The 14,163-nt window shown below is 57.1% G+C and carries 14 protein-coding genes and 1 CRISPR repeat array; of the genes, 8 read left to right on the forward strand and 6 right to left on the reverse strand.

Going from position 1 to position 14,163, the window contains the following annotated elements; translation table 11 throughout:
- Nucleotides 1–9 precede the first annotated feature (9 nt).
- Nucleotides 10–1,884 carry a DEAD/DEAH family ATP-dependent RNA helicase gene (locus DD586_RS03070; RefSeq protein WP_012883346.1) on the forward strand — a complete coding sequence of 625 codons (1,875 nt, stop codon included), beginning with the start codon at nt 10–12 and terminating at the stop codon, nt 1,882–1,884.
- An 82-nt stretch (nt 1,885–1,966) separates the two neighbouring features.
- Here DD586_RS03070 and DD586_RS03075 read toward each other — a convergent pair whose 3' ends face one another.
- The 3 genes from DD586_RS03075 to ubiU form a co-directional block, all read right to left on the reverse strand.
- Nucleotides 1,967–2,986 (reverse strand): luciferase-like monooxygenase, encoded by a 1,020-nt coding sequence (locus tag DD586_RS03075; RefSeq protein WP_012883347.1) that lies wholly within the window; start codon nt 2,984–2,986, stop codon nt 1,967–1,969.
- A 118-nt stretch (nt 2,987–3,104) separates the two neighbouring features.
- On the reverse strand, nt 3,105–3,983 hold the full coding sequence (locus DD586_RS03080; protein ID WP_012883348.1) for a U32 family peptidase: 879 nt from the start codon (nt 3,981–3,983) through the stop codon (nt 3,105–3,107).
- A gap of 18 nt (nt 3,984–4,001) precedes the next feature.
- Nucleotides 4,002–5,000, reverse strand: a complete 999-nt coding sequence (gene ubiU, locus DD586_RS03085) for a ubiquinone anaerobic biosynthesis protein UbiU (protein ID WP_012883349.1) — start codon at nt 4,998–5,000, stop codon at nt 4,002–4,004.
- Between the two features lie 319 nt (nt 5,001–5,319).
- Between ubiU and ubiT the strand changes: the two genes are divergently transcribed.
- Complete coding sequence (ubiT, locus tag DD586_RS03090) at nt 5,320–5,844, forward strand: ubiquinone anaerobic biosynthesis accessory factor UbiT (RefSeq protein ID WP_012883350.1); 525 nt, start codon at nt 5,320–5,322, stop codon at nt 5,842–5,844.
- Entirely contained in the window at nt 5,838–6,341 is a 504-nt protein-coding gene (locus tag DD586_RS03095; RefSeq protein ID WP_012883351.1) for a GNAT family N-acetyltransferase, read from the forward strand. Before ubiT ends, DD586_RS03095 begins: the two co-directional genes overlap by 7 nt.
- On the opposite strand, the gene DD586_RS03100 is transcribed toward DD586_RS03095, so the two are convergent.
- Nucleotides 6,328–6,630 (reverse strand): GIY-YIG nuclease family protein, encoded by a 303-nt coding sequence (locus DD586_RS03100; RefSeq protein ID WP_012883352.1) that lies wholly within the window; start codon nt 6,628–6,630, stop codon nt 6,328–6,330. The genes DD586_RS03095 and DD586_RS03100 overlap by 14 nt on opposite strands.
- Before the next feature lie 205 nt (nt 6,631–6,835).
- A CRISPR array of direct repeats spans nt 6,836–7,292; the repeat unit is 29 nt; unit sequence GTGTTCCCCGCGCCAGCGGGGATAAACCG.
- A gap of 192 nt (nt 7,293–7,484) precedes the next feature.
- Between DD586_RS03100 and deoC the strand changes: the two genes are divergently transcribed.
- The 4 genes from deoC to deoD all read left to right on the forward strand — a co-directional run bounded on the left by deoC (nt 7,485) and on the right by deoD (nt 11,781).
- Nucleotides 7,485–8,264, forward strand: a complete 780-nt coding sequence (gene deoC / locus DD586_RS03105; RefSeq protein ID WP_012883353.1) for a deoxyribose-phosphate aldolase — start codon at nt 7,485–7,487, stop codon at nt 8,262–8,264.
- Between the two features lie 60 nt (nt 8,265–8,324).
- Entirely contained in the window at nt 8,325–9,656 is a 1,332-nt protein-coding gene (gene deoA, locus DD586_RS03110; RefSeq protein ID WP_012883354.1) for a thymidine phosphorylase, read from the forward strand.
- Between the two features lie 82 nt (nt 9,657–9,738).
- Nucleotides 9,739–10,962 (forward strand): phosphopentomutase, encoded by a 1,224-nt coding sequence (gene deoB, locus DD586_RS03115; RefSeq protein ID WP_012883355.1) that lies wholly within the window; start codon nt 9,739–9,741, stop codon nt 10,960–10,962.
- A gap of 93 nt (nt 10,963–11,055) precedes the next feature.
- Complete coding sequence (gene deoD, locus DD586_RS03120; RefSeq protein WP_012883356.1) at nt 11,056–11,781, forward strand: purine-nucleoside phosphorylase; 726 nt, start codon at nt 11,056–11,058, stop codon at nt 11,779–11,781.
- Between the two features lie 336 nt (nt 11,782–12,117).
- On the opposite strand, the gene rimI is transcribed toward deoD, so the two are convergent.
- Together rimI and DD586_RS03130 are read right to left on the reverse strand one after the other, a co-directional pair.
- Nucleotides 12,118–12,561: a ribosomal protein S18-alanine N-acetyltransferase gene (gene rimI, locus DD586_RS03125; protein WP_012883357.1), complete on the reverse strand. Its 444-nt coding sequence runs from the start codon at nt 12,559–12,561 to the stop codon at nt 12,118–12,120.
- On the reverse strand, nt 12,530–12,949 hold the full coding sequence (locus DD586_RS03130; RefSeq protein ID WP_012883358.1) for a DNA polymerase III subunit psi: 420 nt from the start codon (nt 12,947–12,949) through the stop codon (nt 12,530–12,532). Before DD586_RS03130 ends, rimI begins: the two co-directional genes overlap by 32 nt.
- Nucleotides 12,950–13,123: 174 nt before the next feature.
- Here DD586_RS03130 and rsmC point away from each other — a divergent pair, with 174 nt between their 5' ends.
- Nucleotides 13,124–14,152 carry a 16S rRNA (guanine(1207)-N(2))-methyltransferase RsmC gene (rsmC, locus tag DD586_RS03135; protein ID WP_012883359.1) on the forward strand — a complete coding sequence of 343 codons (1,029 nt, stop codon included), beginning with the start codon at nt 13,124–13,126 and terminating at the stop codon, nt 14,150–14,152.
- Nucleotides 14,153–14,163 lie beyond the last annotated feature (11 nt).

The raw sequence follows: 14,163 nt of genomic DNA on the forward strand, positions 1-14,163 counted from the left end.
AAAGTTTACATGGCAGAGTTTGAAACCTCTTTTGCTAGCTTGGGGCTGTCTGCTCCTATTCTGAATGCACTGTCTGAGATGGGGTATGAAAAACCGTCCCCGATTCAGGCGGAATGTATTCCTCATCTGCTCAACGGGCGCGACGTACTGGGTATGGCGCAGACCGGGAGCGGCAAGACCGCGGCATTTTCCCTGCCGCTGCTGAACAATATCAAGGCTGATCTGAAAGCACCGCAGTTGCTGGTGCTGGCACCGACCCGTGAACTGGCGGTGCAGGTTGCAGAAGCCTGTAACGAATTTTCCAAACACATGCAGGGCGTCAATGTGGTCGCACTGTATGGTGGCCAGCGTTATGACGTGCAGTTGCGCGCATTGCGTCAGGGGCCGCAGGTGGTTGTCGGTACGCCGGGACGTCTGCTGGATCACCTGAAACGCGGTACGCTGGACCTGTCCAACCTGAGTGGTTTGGTGCTGGACGAAGCTGACGAAATGCTGCGCATGGGCTTCATTGAAGATGTGGAAAACATCATGGCGCAGATCCCGGCTGAGCATCAGACGGCGTTGTTCTCCGCTACTATGCCGGAGGCGATTCGCCGCATCACTCGTCGCTTTATGAACGATCCGCAGGAAGTGCGTATTCAGTCCAGCGTGACCACGCGTCCGGATATCAGCCAGAGTTACTGGACGGTATACGGCATGCGTAAAAACGAAGCGCTGATCCGTTTCCTGGAAGCTGAAGACTTTGATGCCGCGATCATTTTCGTGCGTACCAAAAATGCTACGCTGGAAGTGGCCGAAGCGCTGGAGCGCAGCGGTTATAACAGCGCTGCGCTGAATGGTGACATGAACCAGGCGCTGCGTGAGCAAACGCTGGAGCGTCTGAAAGACGGTCGTCTGGATATCCTGATTGCGACCGACGTTGCCGCACGTGGTCTGGATGTTGATCGTATCAGCCTGGTGGTGAACTACGATATCCCGATGGATTCCGAATCCTACGTGCACCGTATCGGCCGTACTGGTCGTGCCGGTCGTGCCGGTCGTGCGCTGTTGTTCGTGGAAAACCGCGAGCGCCGCCTGCTGCGTAATATCGAACGCATCATGAAGCTGACGATTCCGGAAGTGGAATTGCCGAACGCCGAACTGCTTGGTCAGCGTCGTCTGGCGAAATTCGCCGCCAAAGTGCAGCAGCAACTGGAAAGCAGCGATCTGGACATGTACCGTGCGCTGCTTGGCAAACTGCAGCCGCAGGAAGAACTGGATATCGAAACACTGGCCGCCGCACTGTTGAAGATGGCGCAGGGTGAACGTCCGCTGATTCTGCCGCCGGATCCGGTGGTTGAACGCCGTCCGCGTCGCGAATTCCGCGATCGTGATGAGCGTTTCGAACGTCGTGGCGAGCGCAACGATCGTGCTCCGCGTGGTGATGATCGCCCGGCTCGTCGTGAACGCCGTGAAGTAGGTGAAATGGATCTGTACCGGATCGAAGTGGGCCGTGACGATGGCGTAGAAGTGCGTCATATCGTGGGCGCGATTGCCAACGAAGGCGATATCAGCAGCCGTTACATCGGTAACATCAAGCTGTTTGCCTCGCACTCGACTATCGAGCTGCCGAAAGGTATGCCGGGAGACCTGCTGTCGCACTTTACTCGTACGCGTATTCTGAACAAGCCGATGAACATGCAACTGATGGGTGAGGCACAGCCGCATGAACGTCGTGAGCGCCGTGACGGTGGTGAGCGTAGCGATCGTGGTGCCCGTGGGTTTGGCGATCGTACCGGTGGCGGTCGCGGTCGTCCGTTCAGCGGTGAACGTCGTGAAGGCGGCGAGCGTCGTGGTGGTAACCGCGACGGTCAGCGCGCACCGCGTCGTTTCAACGATGCCTGATAATGTCCGTTGCTGATAACCTCAGCGATTGATGTGAAAAACCAGCCTTCGGGCTGGTTTTTTTATGGCATCAATCTGACGGCTACTGGATGCGCGCTTCCCGCACGATATCTGGTTGCAGTTGCGCGACCAGTTCAAAGGAGCGCAGCCGTGCCTGATGATCGAAGATTTGGCCGTTGATCATCAGCTCGTCCGCCTGGGTTTCTCGCAGCAAGGTTTGCAGGCCGTGACGCACTTTAGCGGTATCACCGACGATAGCCAGCCGCAATGTCTGCTCAACGGCAAACTGCTCGGCGGCGGACCAGTGCGTTTCCATCGACGCTACCGGTGCGGGCAGCGGCCCCGGCGTACCTCGCCGCAGGTTGATAAACTGCTGCTGTAATGACGTAAACAGGAAACGGGCGTCACGGTCGCTGTCAGCGGCGACAACATTGACGCACACCATCGCGTAGGGTTTTTCCAGTTGGGCCGAAGGGCGGAAATTGTCACGATAAAGCTGCAAGGCCTGTAGCAGCATATCCGGTGCGAAATGCGCGGCGAAGGCAAACGGTAACCCCATTGAAGCGGCTAACTGGGCGCTGTACAGGCTGGAGCCCAATAGCCAGATAGGGATGTTCAACCCTTGTCCCGGTACTGCCTGCACGGGTTGACCCGGCTGAGCTGGGGCGAAGTAGCGTTGAAGTTCCTGCACGTCGTGAGGAAAATCATCAATATCAGCATTCAGGTGGCGGCGTAACGCCTGCATGGTGCGGTGATCGGTGCCGGGTGCGCGCCCCAGACCGAGTTCAATACGGCCAGGATAGAGCGATTCGAGCGTGCCGAACTGTTCGGCTATCACCAGCGGTGCATGATTGGGTAGCATCACACCACCGGAGCCCAGCCGGATATGCTGCGTTCCTGCGGCAAGGTAACCGATCAATACCGAGGTGGCTGCGCTGGCGATACCGGTCATGTTGTGGTGTTCCGCCAGCCAATAGCGCTGATACCCCCACTTTTCCGCATGTTGCGCCAAATCCAGAGAATGGTGGAACGCGTCACGGGCAGTATTGCCCTGCGGGATGGGAGCCAGATCGAGTAGCGAGAAAGGAACGGTAGCGGTCATAAGCGTCACTCATCAGGTTGAGGGGCTGACGCATCAGCCCAAATAAACACAGATAAGATGTTACGCTATCTTAACAAATGGCAACGGACGATGCGTGCGCATCGCCCTGACATTGGCGTTAACTGACCAGTTCCAGCCCGGCGACGCGTCGCCAGTAGCCGTTGCAGTCCTGCTGATTTTCCAGCGTCAGCGGTTGTTCACCGTGCTGGTTAGCGCGGAAACGGTCGATAATCGCTAGTGTGTCCAGCCCTTGAGGTGACAGACGCACGATATCCACCAGCCCTTCCATGGAGGCCAGATCGTTACCGAGGTTATAGCAGTAGCCGCTCTGAGTCTGGATGCCGTTAAGTACGAATACCTGTTGATTTTCCTGCGACAACATCTGGCGACCTTGTGGATACTGGATGCAGCAGGTTTCGCATTCGTCTTTGGGGCGGTTTTCCGAACGGGCGGTAAAACAGCGGGCGGAATAGGCCAGCGGCAGATGGCCGTAACTCAGTACTTCGACTTCAAAATGATGGCGAAAACCCAGTTCGTCACATTGATTGAGCAGGTTTTGCAGCCAGTCACGCGACAGCTCCACCGGCATGCACCAGCGCATCATGCCTTGTTTGTGCAGCAACCGCAGAGTGTAAGCGTTATAACAGTTCAGTGCATGACCGGCCACAAACGGCAGGTGACGTTCTGCCGCCATATTGACCGCACCAAGATCGTTGGCTTCCAGCAAAAACTCGCCGTTCTCCACGTACTTTTTCAGTTCGTTCAATTCGGAAGGCGCTTGTAACAACGCCAGCGTGGACACCACCACTTGCTTACCGCTGGCGGCGACTTCACGCGCCAGTGTGAGCCAGTCGCCGACTTTCATCCCCCGGCGTTTGCTGCACACGGTTTCACCCAGATAGATGATGTCGGCACTGCTGTCGAGCGCAGCACGATAGAAGGTTTCAATGTCGGCTTTCGGCCAATAGTAGAGCAGCGCGCCCAGTGAATATTTCATGTGATTGATGTCTCCTGACTACTGCCACTGGCGATGATAAGCGCCCAGCGTGGTCTGCGTACCTTCGGCAACGGCACCCAGCGCCTCCATCCACTCGGCGGTGGGGGTAAAATGTGCCGGGTCAGCTTTACAGCGGTCTATCGCCTGTCGCCACACTTGGGTTACCTGGCTGACATAAGCCGGGCTGCGCTGTCTGCCTTCGATTTTCACCGAGGCGATATTCGCTGCCATCAGCTCCGGCAGCAGTTCCAGCGTATTCAGACTGGTGGGTTCTTCCAGCGCATGATAGCGCTGGCCATCCACCAGATAACGGCCTTTACACAGCGTCGGGTAACCGGCGTTTTCATTGTCCTGATAGCGGTCGATTAACACGTCATTCAGCCGGGATTCCATACCGTTTTTCGTTTGTTGCCAGCGCACGAAGCGTGCCGGGGAGCAGGCACCCACGGTATTGGGGGATTCGCCGGTCAGGTAAGACGACAGGTAACAACGCCCTTCGGCCATGATGCACAGGCTACCGAAGGCGAACACTTCCAGCGGCACCGGGCTGGTACGCGACAGCTGTTTGACCTGATGGATGGACAGCACGCGCGGCAGCACAACACGGGCGACATCAAAGTGGCGCTGATAAAAGCGGATGGCTTCCTCGTTGGTGGCGGAGGCCTGAACCGACACGTGGCGCTCTACCGACGGATAACGCTCGGCGGCATATTCCAGCATCGCCAGGTCCGCCAGAATTAGCGCATCGGCCCCTGCGGTTTGCACGGCGGTATCCACCGCGCGCTGCCAGCGTGGGTAACCATCCGGGTGGGCGAAGGTATTAATGGCAATATGCAGCTTGCGGCGGTGGCGATGCACGTAGTCGCTGGCGTCCTGCAATTTTTTGTCGTTGAAATTGAGGCCGGCGAAGTGGCGGGCGTTGGTGTCGTCTTTTAGCCCGATATACACCGCGTCGGCGCCATGATCGATGGCGGCTTTCAATGCCGGCAGGTTACCGGCGGGGCAAAGCAGTTCCATTCTTACGTCCTTTCATCACGGCCTGAGGCAGCGGGCCGATTTGCAATGAGACAGAATCTTAGTGAACCCGGCTGCCAGCAACTTTGATTTAAACCAGCATATCGGGGAATTGCTGGCGCTTTGCGGTCGTGATTTCGCGCAGAACACGCTAAATTTATTTCATCACCATCGTGTGACTTTTCCTGCGGGTGTCGCCAGACGACGTTAAAAAACGCTTCCGGCACTTTTATTGATGTAGACCCTTGCTGCCCGTTTCCCGTTCTATGGCAGAATAATGACCATGTCGGTCAGGCAGCATTGCTTTATGAGGAGTACGCCAGTGTTGGAAAAATTACGGGCGCAGATTGTGCGCCAGGGGCCACGTTTACTGAGTAAGCCGTTAACGTTAACGCCTTTCTTCCTGCAACGCCGGGTGCTGGAGCAACTGCTGGGTTGGCAGTTCCGTCAGGCATTGGAAGAGGGCGAGCTGGATTTTCTGGAGGGTCGCTGGTTACGGGTTGAAGTCCGTGATATCGGTTTGCAGTGGTTTGTTACGCTGCGCGATAACCGACTGGAAATCAGCCATAACGAGCTGGCGGATGTCAGCTTTAGCGCCGATGCCAACGATCTGATTTTGATCGCCGCTCGCCGGGAAGACCCGGATACGCTGTTTTTCCAGCGTCGTCTGCGTATTGAAGGCGATACCGAGCTGGGGCTGTACGTCAAAAACCTGATGGACGCCATCGAGCTGGAAAATATGCCTGCACCGTTGCGGGTGGCATTGCTGCAACTGGCGGGATTTGTCGCAGCCGGTTTACAGGAGGGCGCGGAGCCGGTTAGCCCGCACGCGCCAGTATCATGTTGATTCGCGTTGAGATTCCGGTGGATGCACCGGGGATTGATGCTTTACTGCGGCGCTCGTTCCCTACCAGTGCGGAGGCGGAGCTGGTGCATCAGTTGCGTGAAGACGGCCAGCTGACGCTGGGGATCGTCGCGACTGACGACGAGGGCGGTGTCATCGGTTATGCCGCGTTTAGCCCGGTCACGCTGGGCGGCGAAGATTTACAGTGGGTCGCGCTGGCACCGATGGCGGTGGACGAAAACCACCGCTGTCAGGGTATTGGCGAGAAGCTGGTGTACGAAGGGTTGGATGCACTTAACGAGTTTGGTTATACCGCGGTGGTGGTGCTGGGCAACCCGCGTTACTACGCGCGTTTTGGCTTTGTACCGGCGGCGGCGCAGCAACTGTATTGCCGCTGGCTGGGTTACGAGTCGGACTTTCAGGTCTATCCGCTGGCAGATAACCACTTTCAGGGTGCCAGCGGTCTGGTGGAGTACGCCGAACCGTTTAATCGTTTTTAACGCACGGCAGAAAATCGGTCAGTGTCGAAGGCTGGTGTTGCACCAGCCTTTCTTTTTGCAGTTTGCTCAGTTGCTTGATGCGGTATTCCCATTTCAGCGCCGTCGAGCGATCGCCCGCCACACAGTGATACACCAGCATCAACGGCCCTTTTCCGCGCAGTGATCGCGCACCTTTGCCATTCTGATGCTCTGCCAGACGCCTGTCGACATCGGTGGTAATGCCGGTATAAAGCCACCCGCTGCCGGTGCGCAGCAGATACACAAACCAGATAGTCTCACTGTTGTTCACGCCATTTCCTTTTCGTGGTTTAGCGCTTATTTTACGGTGACAAGCCGATAAAGGCTGCCTGTTTGACGGCATTCATCGGTGGACGTGGGTGAGGAAAATTGCGACCTTTATTTATCAATAAGTTAGCGCTCTTTAACAACGTGAAAAAGTCGGTGGAATTTTTCAGGCTTTAAAAGTTATTAGAAAACAAGTATATACTTTTAGAGTGTTCCCCGCGCCAGCGGGGATAAACCGATGATACCATTGATGTTTTGCATATATGTCGGGTGTTCCCCGCGCCAGCGGGGATAAACCGTGCGAGTGGGCATGTATCAGGGTTCCACAACTGTGTTCCCCGCGCCAGCGGGGATAAACCGGCTGGACGAACAAAACGCTATGTTTTGGATATGTGTTCCCCGCGCCAGCGGGGATAAACCGCCTTGCCAGAGCAGATAATGGCATTGAGAGAGGTGTTCCCCGCGCCAGCGGGGATAAACCGAGCCGCCATGGATATCACCTTTTTCGTTGACCGTGTTCCCCGCGCCAGCGGGGATAAACCGTGGTCCGAGCGCTTCCACGGCTACGCCATCTTTGTGTTCCCCGCGCCAGCGGGGATAAACCGGGGATTTCGGACTATGAAGGCAGCAGCCGCGAGTGTTCCCCGCGCCAGCAGGGATAAACGTTGCCGTGATAGCACGGCACAATCCGTCGCGATACTCTGGGCTTTATTGTGATAATATTCACATTAATCGTGAATTATGTGCGTGTAATTTCTTTTTTATGTGAATAAAACCACAAAATGGGTTGTCATCTCCGGGTGAAATAGTGGTATTCGCCGGAGAGATGATCGTGTGGTCAATAAGCGGGAGCCTTGTATGACTGATTTAACTGTAGCAGCGCAGCGTGCGCTGGGATTGATGGATTTAACCACCCTGAATGATGACGACACCGATGAAAAGGTGACGGCCCTGTGTCGTCAGGCCAATAGCCCGGCGGGGAAAACCGCCGCTATTTGTATCTATCCGCGTTTCATACCGCTGGCGCGTAAGGTGCTGCGTGAGCAGGGCACGCCGGATGTTCGTATCGCCACCGTGACCAATTTCCCACACGGTAACGATGATATTGATATCGCGCTGGCGGAAACCAATGCGGCTATCGCCTACGGTGCCGACGATGTCGACGTAGTGTTCCCGTATCGGGCGTTGATGGCGGGTAACCGTCAGGTCGGTTTTGAACTGGTGAAAGCCTGTAAAGCGGCCTGTGCGGCAGCCGGTGTGTTGTTGAAGGTGATCATTGAAACCGGTGAGCTGAGAACCGACGCACTGATCCGTGAAGCCAGTGAGATTGCTATTGATGCGGGAGCGGATTTCATCAAAACCTCGACCGGAAAAGTCGCGGTGAACGCTACGCTGCATTCGGCTGAGGTGATGTTGAGTGTCATCCGCGATAAAGGCGTTGGCGAGCAGGTTGGGTTTAAACCGGCAGGTGGCGTGCGTACCGCGCAGGATGCTGCCGATTATCTGCAACTGGCCGACAGCATAATGGGCGCTGGCTGGGCAGATGCCCGTCATTTTCGTTTCGGTGCGTCCGGTTTGCTCGGCAGCTTGCTGACCACACTGGGCCACGCCGTCGGGCAGGCGCGCAGCAGCTACTGATGCGGTTCGTGCTACCGGCGCAACACCGGCACTCTTAAGCACCAGACAGGAGAAGCTATCGTGTTTCTGATTCAGGAAATTATTCGTAAAAAACGGGACGGCCATCCGCTCAGTGCGGAAGAGATTCGCTTTTTTATTAACGGTGTGCGCGATAACACCGTGTCAGAGGGGCAGATCGCCGCACTGGCGATGACCATCTTCTTTCACGATATGACGATGGATGAACGGGTGGCGCTGACGCTGGCGATGCGCGATTCCGGCACCGTGTTGGATTGGTCTGGCTTACACCTGAATGGCCCGCTGGTGGACAAGCACTCTACCGGTGGCGTTGGCGATGTGACATCGCTGATGCTGGGGCCGATGGTGGCGGCTTGTGGCGGCTATGTGCCGATGATCTCTGGCCGGGGATTGGGTCACACCGGTGGCACGCTGGATAAACTGGAGTCCATTCCGGGGCTGGATATCTTCCCTGATGACGAGGTATTTCGTCAGATTATCCGTCAGGTCGGGGTAGCGATTATCGGGCAAACCAGCTCGCTGGCCCCGGCAGACAAGCGTTTTTACGCCACCCGCGACATCACCGCTACCGTGGATTCCATCCCGCTGATTACTGCTTCCATTCTGGCGAAAAAGCTGGCGGAAGGGCTGGATGCGCTGGTGATGGATGTTAAGGTCGGTTCCGGTGCGTTTATGCCGACCTATGAACAGTCTGAACAACTGGCGAAGGCGATTGTTGGTGTTGCCAATAATGCCGGTTGCCGTACCAGTGCGCTGTTAACCGACATGAACCAGGTGCTCGCTTCCAGTGCGGGTAACGCGTTGGAAGTCCGCGAAGCGGTACGCTTTTTGACTGGCGAGCAGCGTAATCCTCGTCTGTTTGAAGTGACGATGGCGCTGTGCGAATCGATGTTGCTGTCGGGTAACCTGGCGCGCGATGCCGCCGAGGCGCGGGCTAAACTCCAGAGTGCGTTGGACAGTGGCCGCGCGGCGGAGGTCTTTGGCCGTATGGTGGCCGCTCAGCATGGCCCGGCGGATTTTGTCGAGCACTACGATCGTTATCTGCAACCGGCAACGCTCAGCAAGCCGGTATTTGCTGAGCGGGAAGGCTTCGTCAGCACGATGGATGCGCGGGCGCTGGGTATGGTTGTGGTGGCGTTGGGTGGTGGCCGACGTCAGGCCAGTGATATCATTGATAGCAGCGTAGGGTTGAGCGACATGGTCAGCCTGGGCGACCGGGTGGATGCCGAGCGTCCGCTGGCGGTTATCCATGCCAGAACCGAGTCTGACTGGCAGCAGGCGGCACAGGCGTTGCGTGAAGCAATCTGTCTGGATTCTCAGGCACCTGCGCCTTGCCCTTTGATTTATCGCCGACTGGATATCGCGGATATCTAAGCGTTGGTCGCCGTTTTGCCCTACGCGCATTTATACTTTATGTACACGCTGTGCCCTTACGCACGACGCAGGAGATAACAACATGAAACGTGCATTTATTATGGTTCTCGACTCGTTTGGGATTGGCAGCACTGCTGATGCCGAGCGGTTTGGTGACGCGGGTTCAGATACGCTGGGCCATATCGCACACGCCTGCGCACAAGGTAAGGCGGATACCGGTCGGCAGGGGCCGCTGCGGTTGCCGAACCTGAGCCGTTTGGGGTTGGGCAAGGCGGCGCAAGGCTCCACCGGGCAGTTCCCGCCGGGGCTGGACGCACAGGCGGATATCATCGGCGCGTATGCCTACGCCAGCGAAATCTCCTCGGGTAAAGATACGCCCTCTGGCCACTGGGAAATCGCCGGGGTGCCGGTGCTGTTCGACTGGGGCTACTTCCTCGACGAGCATAATAGCTTCCCGCAGGCGCTGCTGGACCGGCTGGTGGAGCGCGCTGGGTTGCCGGGCTATCTCGGTAACTGCCACTCTTCCGGTACGGTGATCCTTGACCAGCTTGGCGAGGAACACATGAAAACCGGCAAACCGATTTTCTATACCTCGGCGGATTCGGTATTTCAGATCGCCTGCCATGAAGAGACCTTCGGGCTGGATAAACTGTATGAACTGTGTGAAATCGCCCGTGAGGAACTGACCGAAGGCGGTTACAACATTGGTCGCGTGATCGCCCGGCCGTTCGTCGGTGATAAAGTCGGCCAGTTTCAGCGCACCGGCAATCGCCATGATCTGGCGGTGGAACCGCCAGCACCGACCATGCTGAAAAAGCTGGTGGATGAAAAAGGCGGTCATGTGGTGTCGGTGGGGAAAATCGCTGATATCTACGCTAACGTCGGTATCACCAAAAAGATCAAAGCCACCGGTATCGATGCGCTATTTGACGCCACGCTGAGCGAGATGGAGCAGGCGGGTGATAACACCATCGTGTTCACCAACTTTGTGGATTTCGACTCGTCTTACGGTCATCGTCGTGATGTGGCGGGGTATGCCGCCGCGCTGGAGCTGTTTGACCGCCGCCTGCCGGAGATGTTGGCTCGCGTGACGGGTGATGACATTCTGATTCTGACGGCCGACCACGGCTGCGACCCGACCTGGCCCGGAACCGATCACACCCGTGAGCACGTACCGGTGCTGATGTACGGGCCGGGTGTGAAGCCGGGTGATTACGGCCATCGCACCACCTTTGCCGACATCGGTCAGACGGTTACCCGCTATTTCGGCCTGTCGCCGATGGATTACGGTACGCCGCTGTTTTAACGGATCGATGCGTTGATAAGTCGATGCGCTGACCGCGCGACGCTATACTTCATCATCATGAATTCACACTGGATTTAAAAAGGAAGAAAAAGGATGGCTACGCCACATATCAATGCAGAAATGGGTGACTTCGCTGACGTGGTACTGATGCCGGGCGACCCGCTGCGCGCTAAGTACATCGCGGAAACCTTTCTGGAAAACGCGGTGGAAGTGAACAACGTGCGTGGCATGCTGGGCTTCACCGGTACTTACAAAGGCCGTCGTATCTCCGTGATGGGTCACGGCATGGGCATCCCGTCCTGCTCGATTTACACCAAAGAGCTGATAACCGAGTTCGGCGTGAAGAAAATCATCCGCGTCGGCTCCTGCGGTGCGGTGCGCGCCGATGTGAAACTGCGTGACGTGGTGATCGGCATGGGGGCTTGCACCGATTCCAAAGTGAACCGCATGCGCTTTAAAGATCATGATTTCTCGGCGATTGCCGATTTTGACCTGCTGCGTCATGCGGTGGATGCGGCGAAAGCACGTGGCATCAACGCCCGCGTCGGTAACCTGTTCTCCGCTGATTTGTTCTACACGCCGGACCCGCACATGTTCGACGTGATGGAAAAATACGGCATTCTGGGCGTGGAAATGGAAGCAGCGGGTATTTACGGCGTGGCGGCGGAATTTGGCGCTAAAGCGCTGGCGATCTGCACCGTGTCGGACCATATCCGTACCCACGAGCAGACCACCGCCGCCGAGCGCCAGACCACCTTCAACGAGATGATCGAAATCGCGCTGGAGTCGGTACTGCTGGGTGATAAAGCCGAGGCTTGAGACTGTTGACAAACAGCTATGTTGTATTGTGAATAGTGATGTTTGTCCGGTCAGTGAGTCATTTCGTGCGGGATAAACGGTGTAATTTCTTTGCTGCTTCATTGCACGCACGACAAGGAGAGGTGCAAGCGCCACCTCTCCTTGACCACTGGCTAGTGGCTAAACTGCGGCGCTACGCGCTACCTTCGGCGTTCGACTTCGCGATTCGGGCCGCCTGTGACGCGCTCCAGGCGCGGCACAGGCTTTCGCGACGTCCTGTCGCTCACCCGGCGAAGTCGCCCACCTCAGCGCAGTTTTTGATGCCAGAAAAGCGTCATCCTGTTCTTAAGGGTTTTATCACCCCAGCGGTAGCGCCATGATAATGGCGTCTTCCCGGCCGTTGGCCGTCGGGTAATAATCCCGCCGTACCGAGACTTCGTTGAATCCCAAACGTTGATACAGCGCGATGGCGCGGGCGTTGGATGCGCGCACTTCCAGCCACAGTGTCACAATGCCACGCTGCTCCAGTTCGGTAATCAGGTGTTCCAGCAACTGACGTCCGTAGCCGTGGCGCTGGTGCGCCGGGTCAACCGCAATATTGAACAGCGTGGCCTCATCCAGCACCACTTGGGTGATGGCGTAGGCCACCAGTTGCTGGTCATGACACAGTTTCAGGTTGAGGTAACGCTCGCCCTGATTGCTGATAAAGGTTTTTTCGCTCCACGGAAAAGCGTGGCTTAAGCATTCAATGTCAAATGCCTGCGGCAGGTCAGCTGTGGTCAGGGTGGAAATCATGTTCATGGTGACAAATCTGTTGCCACAGGGCGCGTTTCGCCCCGGCGTTGTGAGAAAGCTCGGCCAGAGACGGGCTGGTCAGTTGCACGCCATCCAATGCCAGCGCATCGGTGACTGGCTGACCCAGCCACCAACTGTGGCAGCGGGTATGTTCCGGCAGCATCTGCGCCTGACGCGGCGTCAGGCTTATCGTCTGCTGCGAAGAGAGATTCAGGCTGCGCAGGACATCCTGTAACAGCGGGTCATCGCTGGCGGGCAGTGGGTCGGCGATGATAATCAGCCGGGCGTCAGGCGGCAGGCTGACGGCAATTTCGCCTTTCAGCACCGACGGACGACGCAAGGTCCACTGGGTGATCCCCAGTTGCTGTAACAGCCAGTCCCGTCTTGATGTCATGCCTTACTCACTCTGCGTGTGATGAGGGTGCCCGTGGTAACCGCGCCCGATGTCGCCGATCGTCGTATCCGGCGATGACGGTGCACGATTGTGCGGCGCTATGCTAACAAATCGCTGAACCTGCGCCAACAAACCACTATAATCCCCGCTCAGTTTATTGAGGAGCCAGACCTGATGTCAGCATTAACCCCCGCCAGTGAAGTGATATTGCGCCATAGTGATGAATTTGTTGCCCGCCGGGTACTGTTTGCCGGTGATTTGCAGGATACCTTGCCTGCGCATTTTGAGGCGGCGGCCGTTACTGTGCACACCACGCAATACCATCATTGGCAGCAGTTGCAGCCTGTATTGGGCGACAACGTGCATTTTTCGCTGCTGGCGCAGGCGGACATGGTCGCCGGGTGCGACACCTTGATTTACTACTGGCCGAAGAGCAAACAGGAAGCGCAGTTCCAGTTGTCTAATCTGCTGTCGCTGTTGCCGGTCGGCTGTGAGATTTTTGTCGTCGGCGAAAACCGTAGTGGGGTGCGCAGCGCTGAAGGTATTTTGGAGCCGATCGCCGCTATCAATAAGATCGACAGCGCACGTCGCTGCGGGCTGTATCATGGTCGTCTGGACGCCGCCTCCGCGTTTGCGCTGGAGGACTGGTGGCTGGAATATGATGTGGATGGCGTGCCGGTACGCACATTGCCGGGGGTATTCAGCCGTGAGGGGCTGGATAGCGGCAGCCAGTTGCTGCTCTCGACGCTGGAACCGCACCGTAAAGGGAAAGTGTTGGATCTCGCCTGCGGTGCTGGGGTGCTGGCGGCGTCGTTTGCCCGGTTATCGCCGAAAATCCGCCTGACGCTGAGCGATGTGAGTGCGGCGGCGCTGGAAGCCAGCCAGGCGACGTTGGCGGCGAATGGCCTGGAAGGCCAGGTTATCGCCAGCAATGCCTACTCGGATATTCAGGGGCGCTTTGATCTGATTATTTCTAACCCGCCGTTCCACGATGGTATGCAAACCAGCCTGCATGCGGCGGAAATGATGATTCGCGGTGCGGCTGCCCACCTCAACATCGAAGGTGAACTGCGCATCGTCGCCAACGCCTTCCTGCCGTACCCGGCGCTGTTGGACGAGACATTCGGTAGCCATGAAGTGCTGGCTCAGACCGGCCGTTTCCGCGTGTACCGCGCCGTGCTGCGTCGCCATAAAAACCGCTAATTCACCCGAAA

Origin of the sequence: Dickeya parazeae Ech586, assembly GCF_000025065.1 — a bacterium.
GTDB classification, from domain to species: Bacteria; Pseudomonadota; Gammaproteobacteria; order Enterobacterales; family Enterobacteriaceae; genus Dickeya; species Dickeya zeae.